The organism is Nonomuraea soli (assembly GCF_013761175.1).
GTDB classification, from domain to species: domain Bacteria; phylum Actinomycetota; class Actinomycetes; order Streptosporangiales; family Streptosporangiaceae; genus Nonomuraea; species Nonomuraea soli.
The window spans coordinates 867,617-880,265 of record NZ_JACDUR010000006.1; the positions used below are offsets into that span (position 1 = coordinate 867,617).

At 68.8% G+C, this 12,649-nt stretch carries 13 protein-coding genes and 2 tRNA genes; 7 read left to right on the forward strand and 8 right to left on the reverse strand.

What is annotated here, in order from left to right:
• The 3 genes from HNR30_RS32140 (at nt 1) to HNR30_RS32150 (ending at nt 3,681) form a co-directional block, all read left to right on the forward strand.
• Nucleotides 1-1,005 carry a chorismate-binding protein gene (locus HNR30_RS32140; protein WP_181613783.1) on the forward strand — a complete coding sequence of 335 codons (1,005 nt, stop codon included), beginning with the start codon at nt 1-3 and terminating at the stop codon, nt 1,003-1,005.
• Complete coding sequence (locus HNR30_RS32145) at nt 1,002-1,832, forward strand: aminotransferase class IV (RefSeq protein WP_181613784.1); 831 nt, start codon at nt 1,002-1,004, stop codon at nt 1,830-1,832. Before HNR30_RS32140 ends, HNR30_RS32145 begins: the two co-directional genes overlap by 4 nt.
• Nucleotides 1,833-1,956: 124 nt before the next feature.
• On the forward strand, nt 1,957-3,681 hold the full coding sequence (locus tag HNR30_RS32150) for a serine/threonine-protein kinase (protein ID WP_181613785.1): 1,725 nt from the start codon (nt 1,957-1,959) through the stop codon (nt 3,679-3,681).
• Here the strand turns inward: HNR30_RS32150 and HNR30_RS32155 are convergent.
• A complete protein-coding gene (locus tag HNR30_RS32155) occupies nt 3,675-5,075 on the reverse strand; it encodes an LVIVD repeat-containing protein (RefSeq protein ID WP_312894786.1) in 1,401 nt (466 codons plus the stop codon). The two genes, HNR30_RS32150 and HNR30_RS32155, sit on opposite strands and share 7 nt — an antisense overlap.
• A 100-nt stretch (nt 5,076-5,175) precedes the next feature.
• On the opposite strand from HNR30_RS32155, the gene HNR30_RS32160 reads away from it, so the two are divergent.
• Nucleotides 5,176-5,751, forward strand: coding sequence for a DUF305 domain-containing protein (locus HNR30_RS32160; protein ID WP_181613787.1), 576 nt, complete (start codon nt 5,176-5,178; stop codon nt 5,749-5,751).
• A 94-nt stretch (nt 5,752-5,845) separates the two neighbouring features.
• Here the strand turns inward: HNR30_RS32160 and HNR30_RS32165 are convergent, their stop codons facing one another.
• On the reverse strand, nt 5,846-6,262 hold the full coding sequence (locus HNR30_RS32165) for an SsgA family sporulation/cell division regulator (protein WP_181613788.1): 417 nt from the start codon (nt 6,260-6,262) through the stop codon (nt 5,846-5,848).
• Between the two features lie 425 nt (nt 6,263-6,687).
• Between HNR30_RS32165 and HNR30_RS32170 the strand changes: the two genes are divergently transcribed.
• A tRNA-Val gene (locus HNR30_RS32170) sits at nt 6,688-6,759 on the forward strand.
• Nucleotides 6,760-7,146: 387 nt separating this feature from the next.
• On the opposite strand, the gene HNR30_RS50685 is transcribed toward HNR30_RS32170, so the two are convergent.
• Both HNR30_RS50685 and HNR30_RS32180 read right to left on the reverse strand, forming a co-directional pair.
• On the reverse strand, nt 7,147-7,683 hold the full coding sequence (locus HNR30_RS50685; RefSeq protein ID WP_181613789.1) for a site-specific integrase: 537 nt from the start codon (nt 7,681-7,683) through the stop codon (nt 7,147-7,149).
• A 78-nt stretch (nt 7,684-7,761) separates the two neighbouring features.
• The gene (locus HNR30_RS32180) at nt 7,762-7,977 is read right to left on the reverse strand and encodes a winged helix-turn-helix domain-containing protein (protein WP_181613790.1); all 216 of its coding nucleotides are present in this window, start codon (nt 7,975-7,977) and stop codon (nt 7,762-7,764) included.
• A gap of 749 nt (nt 7,978-8,726) precedes the next feature.
• Between HNR30_RS32180 and HNR30_RS32185 the strand changes: the two genes are divergently transcribed.
• Nucleotides 8,727-8,870 (forward strand): hypothetical protein, encoded by a 144-nt coding sequence (locus HNR30_RS32185; protein ID WP_181613791.1) that lies wholly within the window; start codon nt 8,727-8,729, stop codon nt 8,868-8,870.
• 526 nt (nt 8,871-9,396) lie between these two features.
• On the opposite strand, the gene HNR30_RS32190 is transcribed toward HNR30_RS32185, so the two are convergent.
• From HNR30_RS32190 to HNR30_RS32205, 4 genes are all read right to left on the reverse strand, one after another.
• Nucleotides 9,397-9,621, reverse strand: coding sequence for a hypothetical protein (locus tag HNR30_RS32190; protein ID WP_181613792.1), 225 nt, complete (start codon nt 9,619-9,621; stop codon nt 9,397-9,399).
• Between the two features lie 553 nt (nt 9,622-10,174).
• The gene (locus HNR30_RS32195; RefSeq protein WP_181613793.1) at nt 10,175-10,582 is read right to left on the reverse strand and encodes a hypothetical protein; all 408 of its coding nucleotides are present in this window, start codon (nt 10,580-10,582) and stop codon (nt 10,175-10,177) included.
• Nucleotides 10,583-11,639: 1,057 nt separating this feature from the next.
• On the reverse strand, nt 11,640-12,056 hold the full coding sequence (locus tag HNR30_RS32200; protein ID WP_181613794.1) for a VOC family protein: 417 nt from the start codon (nt 12,054-12,056) through the stop codon (nt 11,640-11,642).
• A gap of 37 nt (nt 12,057-12,093) precedes the next feature.
• The gene (locus tag HNR30_RS32205) at nt 12,094-12,441 is read right to left on the reverse strand and encodes a helix-turn-helix transcriptional regulator (RefSeq protein ID WP_220134268.1); all 348 of its coding nucleotides are present in this window, start codon (nt 12,439-12,441) and stop codon (nt 12,094-12,096) included.
• A 122-nt stretch (nt 12,442-12,563) separates the two neighbouring features.
• Between HNR30_RS32205 and HNR30_RS32210 the strand changes: the two genes are divergently transcribed.
• Nucleotides 12,564-12,637: transfer RNA gene (locus HNR30_RS32210), tRNA-Met, on the forward strand.
• Nucleotides 12,638-12,649 lie beyond the last annotated feature (12 nt).

Below are 12,649 nucleotides of genomic sequence, written 5' to 3' on the forward strand. Positions count from 1 at the left end.
GTGCACGACAGTCTCGCCCACGTGGGAGGCCTGCTGGCCACCGGCCTGCGGGACGTCACCACCGACCTGGCCGCCCTCGACGGGCCCGGCTGGTGGGCCGTCGTGGTCGACTACGAAGCCAAGGTCACCTGCGCGCGGTTCGACGAGGTACGGCAGGCGCCGTTGCCCGCCGCCTCCGGCCCGTGGGCGGGCCCCTCGCCCTCCTCCTGGCGCAGCTCCCTCGACCGCGACGGCTACGAACGGGGCGTGCGGCGCATCCGCGACTACATCCGGCAGGGCGAGGTCTACCAGGCGAACCTGTGCCGCGTGCTCGACGCCCCCATGGTGCCGGGCGACGACCCGCTGGCGCTGGCCCACCGGCTGGCCGAGGGCAATCCCGCCCCGCACGCCGCCTTCATCCGGCTTCCCGGGCTGACCGTGGTGTCGGCCTCGCCCGAGCTCTACCTCTCCCGAGACGGGATGACGGTCACCTCGCGGCCGATCAAGGGCACGGGGGTGAGCGCCGCCGACCTGCTCGACAAGGACTACGCCGAGAACGTGATGATCGTCGACCTGGTCCGCAACGACCTGGGCATCGTGGCCGAGGTCGGCTCGGTCGAGGTGCCCGAGCTGTGCGTGGTCGAGGAGCATCCCGGACTGGTGCACCTGGTCTCGACCGTACGGGCCCGGCTCGCGCCGGGGCGCGGCTGGCCGGAGCTGTTCGCTGCCACATTTCCTCCTGGTTCGGTCACGGGTGCACCGAAATCTTCCGCTTTGCACATCATCAATGAGCTCGAACCTTCGCCCCGCGGGCCGTACTGTGGGGCGGTGGGCTGGGTCGACGCCGACCGGCGCACGGCGGCCCTGGCCGTCGGCATCCGCACGTTCTGGATCACCGGCGACGAGATCCGGTTCGGTACCGGTGCCGGCATCACCTGGGGCAGCGAGCCGCGGCGCGAATGGCACGAGACCGAACTGAAAGCCGCACGGCTCATCGAACTCGCATCCTCAGGAGGCTTGGCATGAACGTTCCCGTCTGGGTCAACGGGGAACTCCTCGACCCGGCGCAGGCCCGCGTCTCGGTCTGGGACCACGGCCTGATGGTCGGCGACGGCGTCTTCGAGACGATCAAGATCGTCGACGGACGGTCGTTCGCGCTCACCCGCCACCTCGACCGGCTGGCCCTCAGCGCCCAGCGCATGGACCTGCCCGCGCCCGACACCGCCGCGATCGCCGACGGCGTCGGCAAGCTCCTGGCCGCCGCCCCCGCCTGGAAGCTCGGCCGCATCCGCGTCACCTACACCAGCGGGCCGGGACCGCTCGGCTCCGACCGCGGCACCCAGGGCGCCACCACCGTCGTCATCGTCGACGAGCAGCCCGCCTTCCCGGCCACCGCCAACGTCACCGTCGTGCCCTGGCCGCGCAACGAGCGCGGAGCGCTGTCCGGGGTGAAGTCCACCTCCTACGGCGACAACGCCAAGGCCCTGGCCTACGCCAAGGCGCGCGGCGGCGGTGAGGCGATCTTCGGCAACCTCGTGGGAAACCTGTGCGAGGGGACGGGGTCGAACATCTTCATCGTCTCCGGCGGGCGGCTGCTCACCCCGACGCTCGAGTCCGGGTGCCTGGCGGGAGTGACGCGAGCGCTCGTGCTGGAATGGTTCGGGGCGGAGGAGAGCGACCTTCCGCTCAGCGCGCTGTACTCCGCGGAGGAGGCGTTCCTCACCTCCACGACGCGCGACGTGCAGCCGATCGGGCGCGTCGACGACACCGACCTGCCGGCGGCGCCGGGGCCGGTGACGCTGAAGGCGATGGAGGTCTTCGCCGAGCGCGCCGCGGCCAACCCGAACCCGTGACGTCCCGGCCGCGGTGGCGCGCGGGGTTTCCCGCGGCCGTGCGGATTCCCGGGGTCGGCTCGGGGTCGCCTGGGCTTCGTGTGGCCGCCCTCCGGGTGGCGCGCATGATCGCTAGCATGCTGCCGTGCCCTTAGACGCGCTGCGCCCCGGCGACCCCACGGTTCTCGGCCCCTACCGGCTCGAAGGCCGCCTCGGACGGGGCGGCCAGGGCGTGGTCTACCTGGGGCGCGACCCCGGCGGCGAACCCGTCGCGATCAAGGTGCTCACCGGCGAGCTCGACCGCGCCTTCGCCCGCGAACTGGCCGCCGCCCGCCAGGTCGACGAGTTCTGCACCGCCCGCGTCATCTCCTCCGACCTCGACCACGACCCGCCCTACGTGGCCGCCGAGTACATCGACGGCCCCGCCCTGTCGGCGATGGGCGTCCTGCGCGGCGCGGCGCTCACCCGCCTGGCCATCGGCACCGCCACCGCCCTGGCCGCCATCCACCGGGCGGGCGTGGTGCACCGCGACTTCAAGCCGGGCAACGTGCTCATGGGACCCGACGGGCCACGCGTGATCGACTTCGGGATCGCGCGGCTGGTGGGGGCGACCGTCACCAAGGACGGCGCGGCAGGGACACCGCCCTACATGGCTCCCGAGCAGTTCACCGGCGAGAACATCGGGCCGCCGGCCGACCTGTTCGCCTGGGGGTCGACCATGGTGCACGCGGCCACGGGGCGGCCGCCGTTCGGCAACGACACCTTCGCGGCCACCGCGCACCGCATCCTGCACGGGGAGCCGGAGCTGGGGGAACTGGCGGAACCGCTGCGGTCGATCGTGGCCCGCTGCCTGAGCAAGGACCCGGCGTCGCGGCCCAGCGCCCGGCAGGTGCTGCTGGAGCTGCTGGGAGAGGGAGCCACCCTGCCAGCGCCGCCCACCCCGCCAGGGCTGCCCGCCCCGTCAGGGCCGACTGCCTCGTCGGGCCTGCTCTCCCGGCGCCGCATGCTGGCCGGTGCGGTGGCGGCCGGTGCCGGTGTGGCGGTCACAGGCGGGCTGCTGTGGCGGTTCTGGCCCACCGACACCGCATCAGCCTCCTCCGGCGCGCAGCCGAGCACCGGCCGAGGCACCTCCACGCCACCCGCGGGCACGAACCCCGGCCCCTCGCCCTCCGCCAGCGGCGGGAAACCACCCTCCAGCACGCCCCCGGCGACTCCCACTCCGACGCCGGCATCCGACGGCGCCGTGCAACCCCCGCCTGCCGAACCCATGGCCCTGGCCCTGGCGATCGAGGAAGCCCTCGCCGCGACCTCTCTCGCGAACCTCACCTTCGACGGCTTCCTCTCCCAGAGCTCCTTCAAGCTCGACGCCACCGGGAAGGTGAGCCTGCCGCCCGGCGCGCTCAGCGACAACGCCCGCAGCGACTTCGAGGTCAGCGTCAAACCCGAGGACCCCTCCGACGCACCGTTCTCCTTCGCCGTCCGCGAAGGAGAGCTCTTCATGGGAGGCAAGCGCGTCTACGACCCGCCGGGCCACGACTACATCCAGGCGGTCCGCACCACCGCGGGCCTGGAGGTGCTCCTCGACTTCGTGCAACTGGCGCCCCGCGTACGCAGGTCGGGCACGCGCTACAACGCCGTCATCCCCTTCTCCCGGTCACCCGAGCAGTTCAAGGCCTGGATCATGACCTGGACCGAGCAGGGCGACGACAACGCCTTCGCCCGCGACACCGTCGCCTGGGACCTGCGCCTCGACCGATCCAACCGCCCGACCCGTTTCGTCGTGTCGTGGCGGTCGCTGATCATCGGCCAGACCGTCTCGCACACCTTCACCAGCGTCTACTCCCGCTGGCGCGAAGGGGCGATTCAGTAGATCTTCTGCGTCTGCACGTTGAAGTCGTCCATCTTGACCTGCTTGGCCGGATCGGTGAGCGGGTCGGAGATCTCGATCACGTCCAGGCCGCGGATGATGTCGCTGGAGTAGATGTAGCCGTTGTAGTAGTAGGCCGACCACGAACCGGCGATGACCGAGCCCGAGCCGTCGGGGCCGCGCTCGAAGAAGCCGATCTCCTTGGGGTTGTCGGAGTCGGTGAAGTCCCACACCGACACGCCGCCCTGGTACCAGCCCTGGACCATGATGTCCTTGCCCGCCACCGGGATGAGCGAGCCGTTGTGGGCGACGCAGTTCTCCGTGTCCTTCTGCTCGCGCGGCATCTTGAAGTAGCCCCGCCGTACGAGCTTGCCGTCCTTCAGGTCGTAGATGGCGTTGGCGCCCTTGGTCTCGGGCGTCTTGGAGTCGCAGGTGGCCATGCCGCCGCCGCCCAGCTCGTCGCCGAAGATGACCTTGGTGGCGTCGTTGTTGAAGGTCGCCGAGTGCCAGATGTCGAAGTTCTCGGTATCCCTGACCTGCTGGAGCACGACAGGCTTGACCGGGTCGGTGATGTCGAGCAGCACCCCGTCGCCGAAGCAGGCCGCGGCGGCCAGGTTCTTCTCGGGGAAGGCGGTCACGTCGTGGCAGCCGTGCAGGAAGGAGCCCTGCTGGCCGTCGGGGAAGATGTCGGGGCTGGAGACCACCTTGGCGCTCTTCGGGTCCTTCAGCGGGATCTCCACGACCTGGATCAGCTCGTGCGGCGACGGGCAGGTCTCGGAGTCGGGCGAGGGGCCGGGGGAGGAGACGTAGACGTAGAGCGTCTGGCCGTCCTTGCCGGGGATCATGGTGTGGGTGTGCGAGCCGCAGTTCGTGGCGACCGAGGAGACGTACTTCGGGCTCTTCTTGTCGCTGATGTCGAACAGGCGCAGCCCTTCCCACTTCGTCCCGTGCTTGGATGTGCACGTCTCGTCGGAGCGGGTCTCGTCGACCGACAGGATCAGCAGGTCGCCGTGGACCGACACGTCGTTCTGCTGGCCTGGGCAGGAGACCGAGCTGACCAGTTTCGGCTGGGTCGGGTCGGCGATGTCGACGACGCTGAAACCGTTGAAGTTGCCGACGTAGGCGTAGGTGCCCTGGAAGGCCAGGTCGGAGTTCCACGCCATGGGGCCGTTCAGAGGGGCCTGGCGCGGCAGGTTGGCCACCAGCTTCACGTTGTCGCTCGTCATCACGTCATCGTCGGCGGAGGCGCTGCCCGACGGCGCGGTGGCGGGCTGCGACGTGCCAGGGACGACCGGCGGGGCCGTCCCGACCCGCTGGGCCTCGCGCTCCGGGGTCGCGCAGGCCGAGGCCAGCAACAACGCCGCGCAGACGGCCGCGGCCAACTTGGTGGAGATCACCTGGTCTTCCTTCCCGGACGAGTGCATCACTATGGAAGCTATGGCAGGAAGGTTCCGAGCGCGTCGTGCGATTGTCACAGTTGTGGTGACAGTTGCCCTCATGGGTGCGCTGTCCGGCTGCTCCGAGGAGGAGCCCACCGGCGTCGTGGGCACGGGTGCGCCGGTGATCGTGCCCGGCAGTCCCGGCGGCGCCGGCCGTACGGCAACGCCCGGTGAGACCCTCGGCGCCACCACGGAACCGGTCGCCGCCGACGTGCTCTTCGCCGAGTCGATGATCCCGCACCACCGGCAGGCGCTGGAGATGGCCGGGCTGGCGCCGGGCCGCGTGGCCGACCCGAAGGTGCGCGCCGTCGCCGAACGCATCGCGCTCACCCAGGAGCCCGAGATCCGGCAGATGACCACCTGGCTGTCCGGCCTGGGCCGTACGGCGGGCCACGATCACACGACGGGCATGGACGGCATGGCGACCCCGGAGCAGCTGAACGCCCTGCGCGCCTCGAACGGAGCTCGGTTCGACCGGCTCTTCCTCGCCCTCATGATCAGGCACCACGAGGGCGCGCTGAAGATGGCGGAGCGGGAGCTGGCGGCAGGGCGTGATCAGCAGATGCGGATGATGGCGCGCGAGGTCTACTCCGGGCAGAGCATCGAGATCGCCCGGATGAAGGACCTGCTCTGAGCCGTCGGGACTGCGACGACCATCGTGAGGGCTGCGACGACCATCGTGGGGACTGCGACGACCGTCGTGGGGACCTCGACGGTCGTCGTGGGGACTACGACGGCCAGAGCATGTTCGTGAGCTCGGCGTCCAGGTCCATGAAGTCGGTCTCCCGGCCCGCCGGCACCAGCTCGTAGGTGCGGTGCAGGAACTCCGTCAGCGGCGCCAGCGGCACCTCGAAGAGCGCCTGCCCGAAGGGCGAGGTGAGAGAGATGTGCAGGGTCCGCTCGCCGTCGGCGCGTGCCGGCCACACCTGCACGTCCCCGTCGCCGACCCGGCGCACGATGCCCACGGTCAGCAACTCGCGGGCGAAGATCCACTCGACCGGCTCGTCGTTCCCCACGTGAAAGGCCATGCGGATGGCATACGGGTCGTCGGCCGTGTAACTCAGTCCGGCGAGCAGGGGGACGGTTGTACGGTCGGGGACCACAAGCCGAAGGCCAAGCTCGGCGGAGACGGTGGTGCTGTTCATCGTCAGCCAAACCTTTTCGTCGTACGGTCCCCTCTCGGGGCTATCACTGCTCTGACGGACTTCGTCCCGAGCTATGACGCGGAACGAAGAAACCTGTAGGAAAGATTCCGCTTCCAGGGCCTTCTGTAACGCACATCACAGCAGGACATTTGGGCATCTACCTGGCGAAACGGCCCCAACCGGGTCGTGTTTGCAAGGGTTTTGCGTCTTGTAGAGCTGCCCCGGGTGAGCGCTTACCGCGCCTATCGGACTAAAGATCACGTTCCGCGCCTACCGGGACACGACGATGCTATGCGACGAGTCGCCATGCTGGTGGCCAAGCGCAACATTGCGCCCGAATCCTCCACCTCCCGCGTCGCTTCGACGGATGGTCTCGGAGTGCGGTATGGTTTTACCCGTCGGCGCCGCAAGGAGCCGCGAATCCCGGGCGATTAGCTCAGCGGGAGAGCGCTTCGTTCACACCGAAGAGGTCACTGGTTCGATCCCAGTATCGCCCACACAAGCAAGGCCCGTCAGCGATGACGGGCCTTTTGCTGTTTGGGACACGTGTCGGTGCTTGTGATCACTGCTCTTGGAAATCGGACGGGGAGAGATCATCGACCTCTTGTTGATCTCCATCAGCCGCCAGAGTCAGCGAGAAGTCAGCAAACACCTCCCGCACCCTGCCGAAACGCTCCCTCGTGGAGTGTGTAGAGGTTGAGCGTGGTCGTGATCTGCTCATGCCCGGGATCCGCGCGACGTCGTTCACGGGCGTTCCGTCCGAGACCAACCAGGTGGCGTACGAGTGCCCAAGATCGTGGAAGCGTAGTCCTCCGGCCGACCTATCAGCCACCGCGCGAATCGCCTTGCTCTGGGTCCAGAACGGTCGAGTATGCTCCAGGCCGTCAGCGTTGAGCCACCAGCCGAGGAAACGCCGTCCGACTCGTAGACCGCACCGAGGAGACCGGCTGCCACGAGCGCAGGACGCCAGACCCTGGTACGGAAAGCGTACGGCGCACCGGCCCGCCTGCCGAGTTGGTGAAGATCTCGCCGAGGACGCTCGCGCTGTAGAGCTCCCGATGGGTGGGCAGCAGTCCGACCACGAAGCCGGGAAGTGGCACTTCACGCCGACCGGCTTTGGTCTTGGGATACGGCTTGCTCGTGATGTTACCGGCGACCTCCACTGCTGTTCGTTCAACCCGCAGGGTTCCGGCTTCGAGGTCAACCGCCTCCCACCGCAAGCCCGTGCACTCTCCCCGGCGCAGGCCCGTGCCAGCCGCCAGGCCGACCAGCGCTCGGTGCCGGCCAGGGAGGGCGGCGGGGAGCTGTTCCCGAGCGATGATCCGATCGTCTCCGGCCGTGCGCCGACGTGCCGGAAGCCGTACGCCCTCGCACGGGTTGGTGCCGATGATCCGGTCACGGACCGCCGCCAGGTTCGACATCCGCCAGCGCCAACCGTACCCACCGATTGTCGTAGATCGTCCGCTCCCCGTGGATCTTCCACGAAGGGAGATCGGCGGTCATGACCGGGGCTCGTTCACGAAGTAGCCGCGCCCGTGCTGAGCGGAGATCCGCCCCGCATCGGCAAGCCGGTTGAGCACCAACCGCACGGTCGTGCGGCCCATACCGAACTCATCGAGCAGGGTCCGTTCCGAGGGCAGCTTGTCACCGGGAGCGAACTTGCCCGAGGTGACCCACTCCCTGATCCGTGTTCTCAGCCTGCGCCATGATCTCACCCATGCGCGGTAGGACCCTCCCTAACGGTGCGTACCCGTCCATAAGCCTGTGCGGCGGCCCCACCGCGCGGCCCTGCCGCGCGAGCGTGCGGCCTTGGAGGCACTCGCGCGGTTACAGGAGCTCAGCATGCGGACCAGGCAGCCAGTCATGACACCCGATGCCCGGCCCGGAGACGCTTCACGTTAGGGCATGCCTCCGGCGGGGACTCAGCTCCGGGATGAACGCGGCGGGCACGAGCACAGTCCTGAGTGGCTGAGGTGGCCCGATTTTCCCCCCTGCCACGTCCAGCACCAGGGCCTCGTCCACGCCCTGCCCGGCGTCGGCACCGTCGTCAGCGACCACCACACCCGCCCCGCCGCGGAAAAGCACCACCTGCTCGCCACCGCACTCCACATCGCCGACACCGAGGGACTGGCCCGCCCTCACCATGCGCTGCGAAAAGATCGGGCGGGGGAGAGTGTGACGGAGATCACACAAGCAGAGAATCTGGAGCTCCGACCATGTATTTCGTTTTGATCTTGAGCTCTACCTGCGAACACGCCACTTGCGAACGGCGCTAAATACCCTGAAACCTTGGGTTTACCAGGTAAAACGCGGCCCAGGGAGTGGGCGTAGGCTCCGATGTACACAGATCGCCCAAGGACATGGGTCGAGACCGCAAAGACCAACCCTTGTCCAGGGGCGATTAGGAATCCCCTACGTCATGGAGGACTCTTTGCCGAGCCTACCCGCCCACGGTAGTCCAGTCATGCCCGCCCTGATACTTGCGGCGCTGGCGATGGGACTCGCCTTCATCGGCGTCACTGGTGCCGAGATCACGCAGATCATGAGTCACATCACGGCCTTGGTGGCGATGTATGTCGTGAAACAGGCCCCGAGTGTGGCCGCATAAAGCGGGTTCCGCGTCAGCCGGGAGTCAGCGAACCGGCTGATACGGGATGGTTTTGGACTCGATCAGAAGGCGAGTCGATAGAGACGGCAGCAGGAGTCGGCACCGGTTAACACCGCCTCGTATTGATCAGAAGCCGTCACACCGAAGAGGTCACTGGTTCGATCCCAGTATCGCCCACACATCGAAGGCCCGTCAGGAAATGATCCCCTGGCGGGCCTTTTCGCTGCCCAGAACTCTGATCCCTGGATCATTGGGCGGGCTGTCCCCGTCGAGCTCTCGAGGCGTCGAACCCCCCGGGAGTCACAGGACGTCAAACGAACGCGGCGCTTGCCCTGCGGAAACGCTCGGGTGAGGTGTGCGTACAGCGGTTGAGCGTCGTACACCTCAGCGGATCTCCATCCCTCGCCCGCGGTGGCCGATCTTGTCAGGTGGCTCGGCCTCACCGTCCACGACGAACGAGACCCGCACGAGCTTCTGGCTGGTGGTCATCGACGGGCTTCCGATGTCGGTGAGCCCGGCCCTGAGGTCATCGCTCCTCGTCGTGCTCGCTTTCGCGACGCCGTGCCTGGTTGGGGCGGGCGACGCCGATGGCCCAGGCGACGACGAAGAGACCGAAGAGCACGCCGATCCCGTCGGAGGCGCGATCGGCTGGGTGCGTGTGCCGGTAGATGTCCGCGACCCGCAGGCCGATCCAGAGGGCTCCCACCAGAACCCACACGAACCAGGGGACGCGCTTGAGCCATTCCTGCATGACGGTGAGGACCTCTCGTCTGATGTCGTGGTCGGAGTCCCCATGGTGCGCCGTCCCTCTTGACAGATACTGAAAGCCGAGGCCGGGCAGCCGGGCCTCTCTCCAGGCGGCGTACCGGGAACCGCCACTCCACCCGGAAGGCGGAGACGGCATCCCAGGCGATCTCCGCGTCCACCACGAAGGCGTACCAGGCGCCGGCCAGGGCGTCGAAGCTGCCCGGCCACCTCGGGTCCTCCGCACAGCGGGCGATCGTCGGGCCGTCGAGCCGGTCGACGAGCTCCCTGAGGGTCTCGCAGAAGTAGGCGTAGGCGGCGAAGTCCCGCAGGAGCGGCGGGAGTGGCGCCCTGTCGAGCAGAGCGTCGACGATGGACGACGGTTCGTTCGGTACGGCCCGCGTTGCCGTACGAGATCTCGTAGGGCAGGGCGCGGCAGTCGCCTTCGGCCATGGTGTGGACGATGGAGGGTGCCTTGCGCATGAGTTCCTCGCCGACCAGGTCCGCGGACAGCTCGCGCAGCATTGGATGTGACGGTTTGACCGCGGCGTCCTGCTCGGTCATGGACAGGTAGTCGACGAAGCTGGGATGGTCCGCATCGGGTGGGCCGCTGAGGTGAGGGCGTGGCCGAGGCGGACCAGCTGCCGGGCCGTACGCAGCAGATCGCAGGCCAGCCCGCCGGACAGCACGTGGCACAGGGCGACGTACGGCTCGTCGAGGCCGATGATGCGCCGGTAGAGGAGGCGCCGGCTCTCGGTGTAGCCGAGGGTGCTCACACGCAGGATCTCGTCGAAGGAGCTGTCGAACGCGTCGCGCAGCGGGAGGCCGCGCCGTTCGAAGGCCATGAGGGCGTCGTCCGACACCGACACCGGGAAGTAGACGGGCGGAGTGCCGGCCTGCCCCTCCAGGCCGACCGGCAGTTTCACCGAGCCCGTCCAGGTCAGGCTGTGGGACTGCAGGAACCGCACCCTCGCCAGGTGGTTCGCTCTGGCCAAGGCCCGCGTCGCCTAGTCCGGCCGCCCCGTCACGGTGCTGGATGACTAACATGACCACGCCGAGACAACGCCACAGGCCGACCGCACCCGCCAGGGCGGCCGCCGGAAGAGGCCAGGGATCGGGCAGCAGGAACCACGCGCCCGCGCCGATCGCGCCATGAACGATCACCTTGGCGACCAGGTCGGAACCCAGCCCGCGAACCGTCGAGATCAGCGCCAGCAGCCGTCCCTCGGCGTCCTCACCCACGGCCGAGGACGAGCGCGAGGGCGACGAGTAGTGACTGATCACGCTCTTCCGCTGCACCTCCTGAGTCGTGCGGGTCGGCACGTTGAAGACGCTGTCGTGCACCTCGTACAGGCCGGGGCTGTCGGTGACGAGGAACGCGTCGCCTAGCTGCCCCGCTCGTCTGCCGTTGACGACCTCGCGCACCTCTTCGATCAGTAGCCCCCGCCCGAGCGCCCTGATCAGTGAGCTGCTGGCCCGGTCCGGCTCGGGGTGGTACCCGAAGGTCGGCTCGCCGCCCATCAGCCGTTGTCTCGAGTACCGGGTCGGTAACCAGATCAGCATGACCGTGAACGCGGCGGCCACCAGCAGGGCCACACCGGCCCACAACGCGATCCAGGCGCTCGTCCACCACAGTCCGTCCACGAGCCCTGCCACCACCGGCGGTCGGTCCCGCGCGTGAGTGCCTGATAGGCCTGGTACTCGGGCCCGGCCTGGAAGAGCACCCGCCGCGCGTCGGCCGTCAACTGGAGGCGGACCGTGCGGGTCGCCAGGCTGTACGTCTCCAGGGCCGACTAGGCCCAGGACATGGTCCAGCGCGGCCATGTACATCTCGAAGAGCAGGCGGTCGGTGTGCAGCGGGTTCGGCTGGTGACTCGCCCGCGCCTGGCACCGCGTCACGCCGTACATTTACACGCCTCGACCGCCGTGCGCCGGGCGCGCCGACAGGCCATGGATCTCCACCGGCGACGAGAGGCGGGTGGGCCGCGGCCACACGTCGCGGGCGGGCGGCCTGCCGGCGGCCGTTCAGCCCTTCCGCGGCTGGTTGAAGCGCAGCATGTTCCCCGCCGGGTCGCGGAAGGAGCAGTCGCGCACGCCGTACGGCTGGTCCATGGGCTCCTGCAGCACCTCGGCGCCCGAGGCCCGGACCCGCTCGAAGAGCGCGTCGCAGTCGTCGGTGCTGAAGATGACCCCGCGCAGCAGCCCCTTGGCCAGGAGCACGTTCACGGCCTCGCGGTCGGCGTCGGAGGCGTTGGGGTCGGCCAGCGGCGGCTCCAGGACGATGGCCACGTCGGGCTGGTCGGGGGCGCCGACCGACACCCAGCGCATGCCCTCGAACCCCACGTCGCTGCGTACCTCGAGCCCGAGGACGTCACGGTAGAACGCGATCGCCTTGTCGTGGTCGTCGACCGCGATGAAGCACTGCGAAAGGTTGATGCCCATACGTGTCACCTTACGGTCAGGACGCCGGCGAGGTCCGTCACCTGCGCGTGGGCCGGGTGTGGATCTTGGCGACGCAGGCGGGGATGGCCGCGCCGTCCTCGTGGTCGCGCGCGCGGTAGGCGCTGGGGCTCTCGCCGACGAGCTCGGTGAAGCGGGTGCTGAAGGTGCCCAGGGAGGTGCAGCCGACCTCGAAGCAGACCTCCGTCACCGACAGGTCGCCGCGCCGCAGCAGCGCCTTGGCGCGCTCGATGCGCCGCGTCATGAGGTAGCTGTAGGGCGTCTCGCCGAAGGCGGCGCGGAAGCTGCGCGAGAAGTGGCCCGGCGACATGAGGGCGACACGCGCCAGCGCCGGAACGTCGAGTGGCTTGAAGTACTCGCGATCCATCAGGTCACGCGCCCGGCGCAGCCGGACGAGGTCCTCCAGGTTCACCTCACCAGCATCTCACAGCGCCACGGACGGAAAACGTGCGCGGGCACTCGGAAAGCACGATAGAGTTGTACCAACGACGCGGGGTGGAGCAGCTCGGTAGCTCGGTGGGCTCATAACCCACAGGTCGCAGGTTCAAATCCTGTCCCCGCTACGAAAGGCGAGG

Excerpts from the sequence above, each read along its gene's own strand:
- HNR30_RS50685 (WP_181613789.1), bottom strand. The coding sequence starts at position 7,683 with ATGTCGAACCTGGCGGCGGTCCGTGACCGGATCATCGGCACCAACCCG.
- HNR30_RS32200 (WP_181613794.1), bottom strand. The coding sequence starts at position 12,056 with ATGGGCATCAACCTTTCGCAGTGCTTCATCGCGGTCGACGACCACGAC.
- HNR30_RS32190 (WP_181613792.1), bottom strand. The coding sequence starts at position 9,621 with ATGCAGGAATGGCTCAAGCGCGTCCCCTGGTTCGTGTGGGTTCTGGTG.
- HNR30_RS32145 (WP_181613784.1), top strand. The coding sequence starts at position 1,002 with ATGAACGTTCCCGTCTGGGTCAACGGGGAACTCCTCGACCCGGCGCAG.
- HNR30_RS32165 (WP_181613788.1), bottom strand. The coding sequence starts at position 6,262 with ATGAACAGCACCACCGTCTCCGCCGAGCTTGGCCTTCGGCTTGTGGTC.
- HNR30_RS32205 (WP_220134268.1), bottom strand. The coding sequence starts at position 12,441 with ATGGATCGCGAGTACTTCAAGCCACTCGACGTTCCGGCGCTGGCGCGT.
- HNR30_RS32185 (WP_181613791.1), top strand. The coding sequence starts at position 8,727 with ATGCCCGCCCTGATACTTGCGGCGCTGGCGATGGGACTCGCCTTCATC.
- HNR30_RS32160 (WP_181613787.1), top strand. The coding sequence starts at position 5,176 with ATGGGTGCGCTGTCCGGCTGCTCCGAGGAGGAGCCCACCGGCGTCGTG.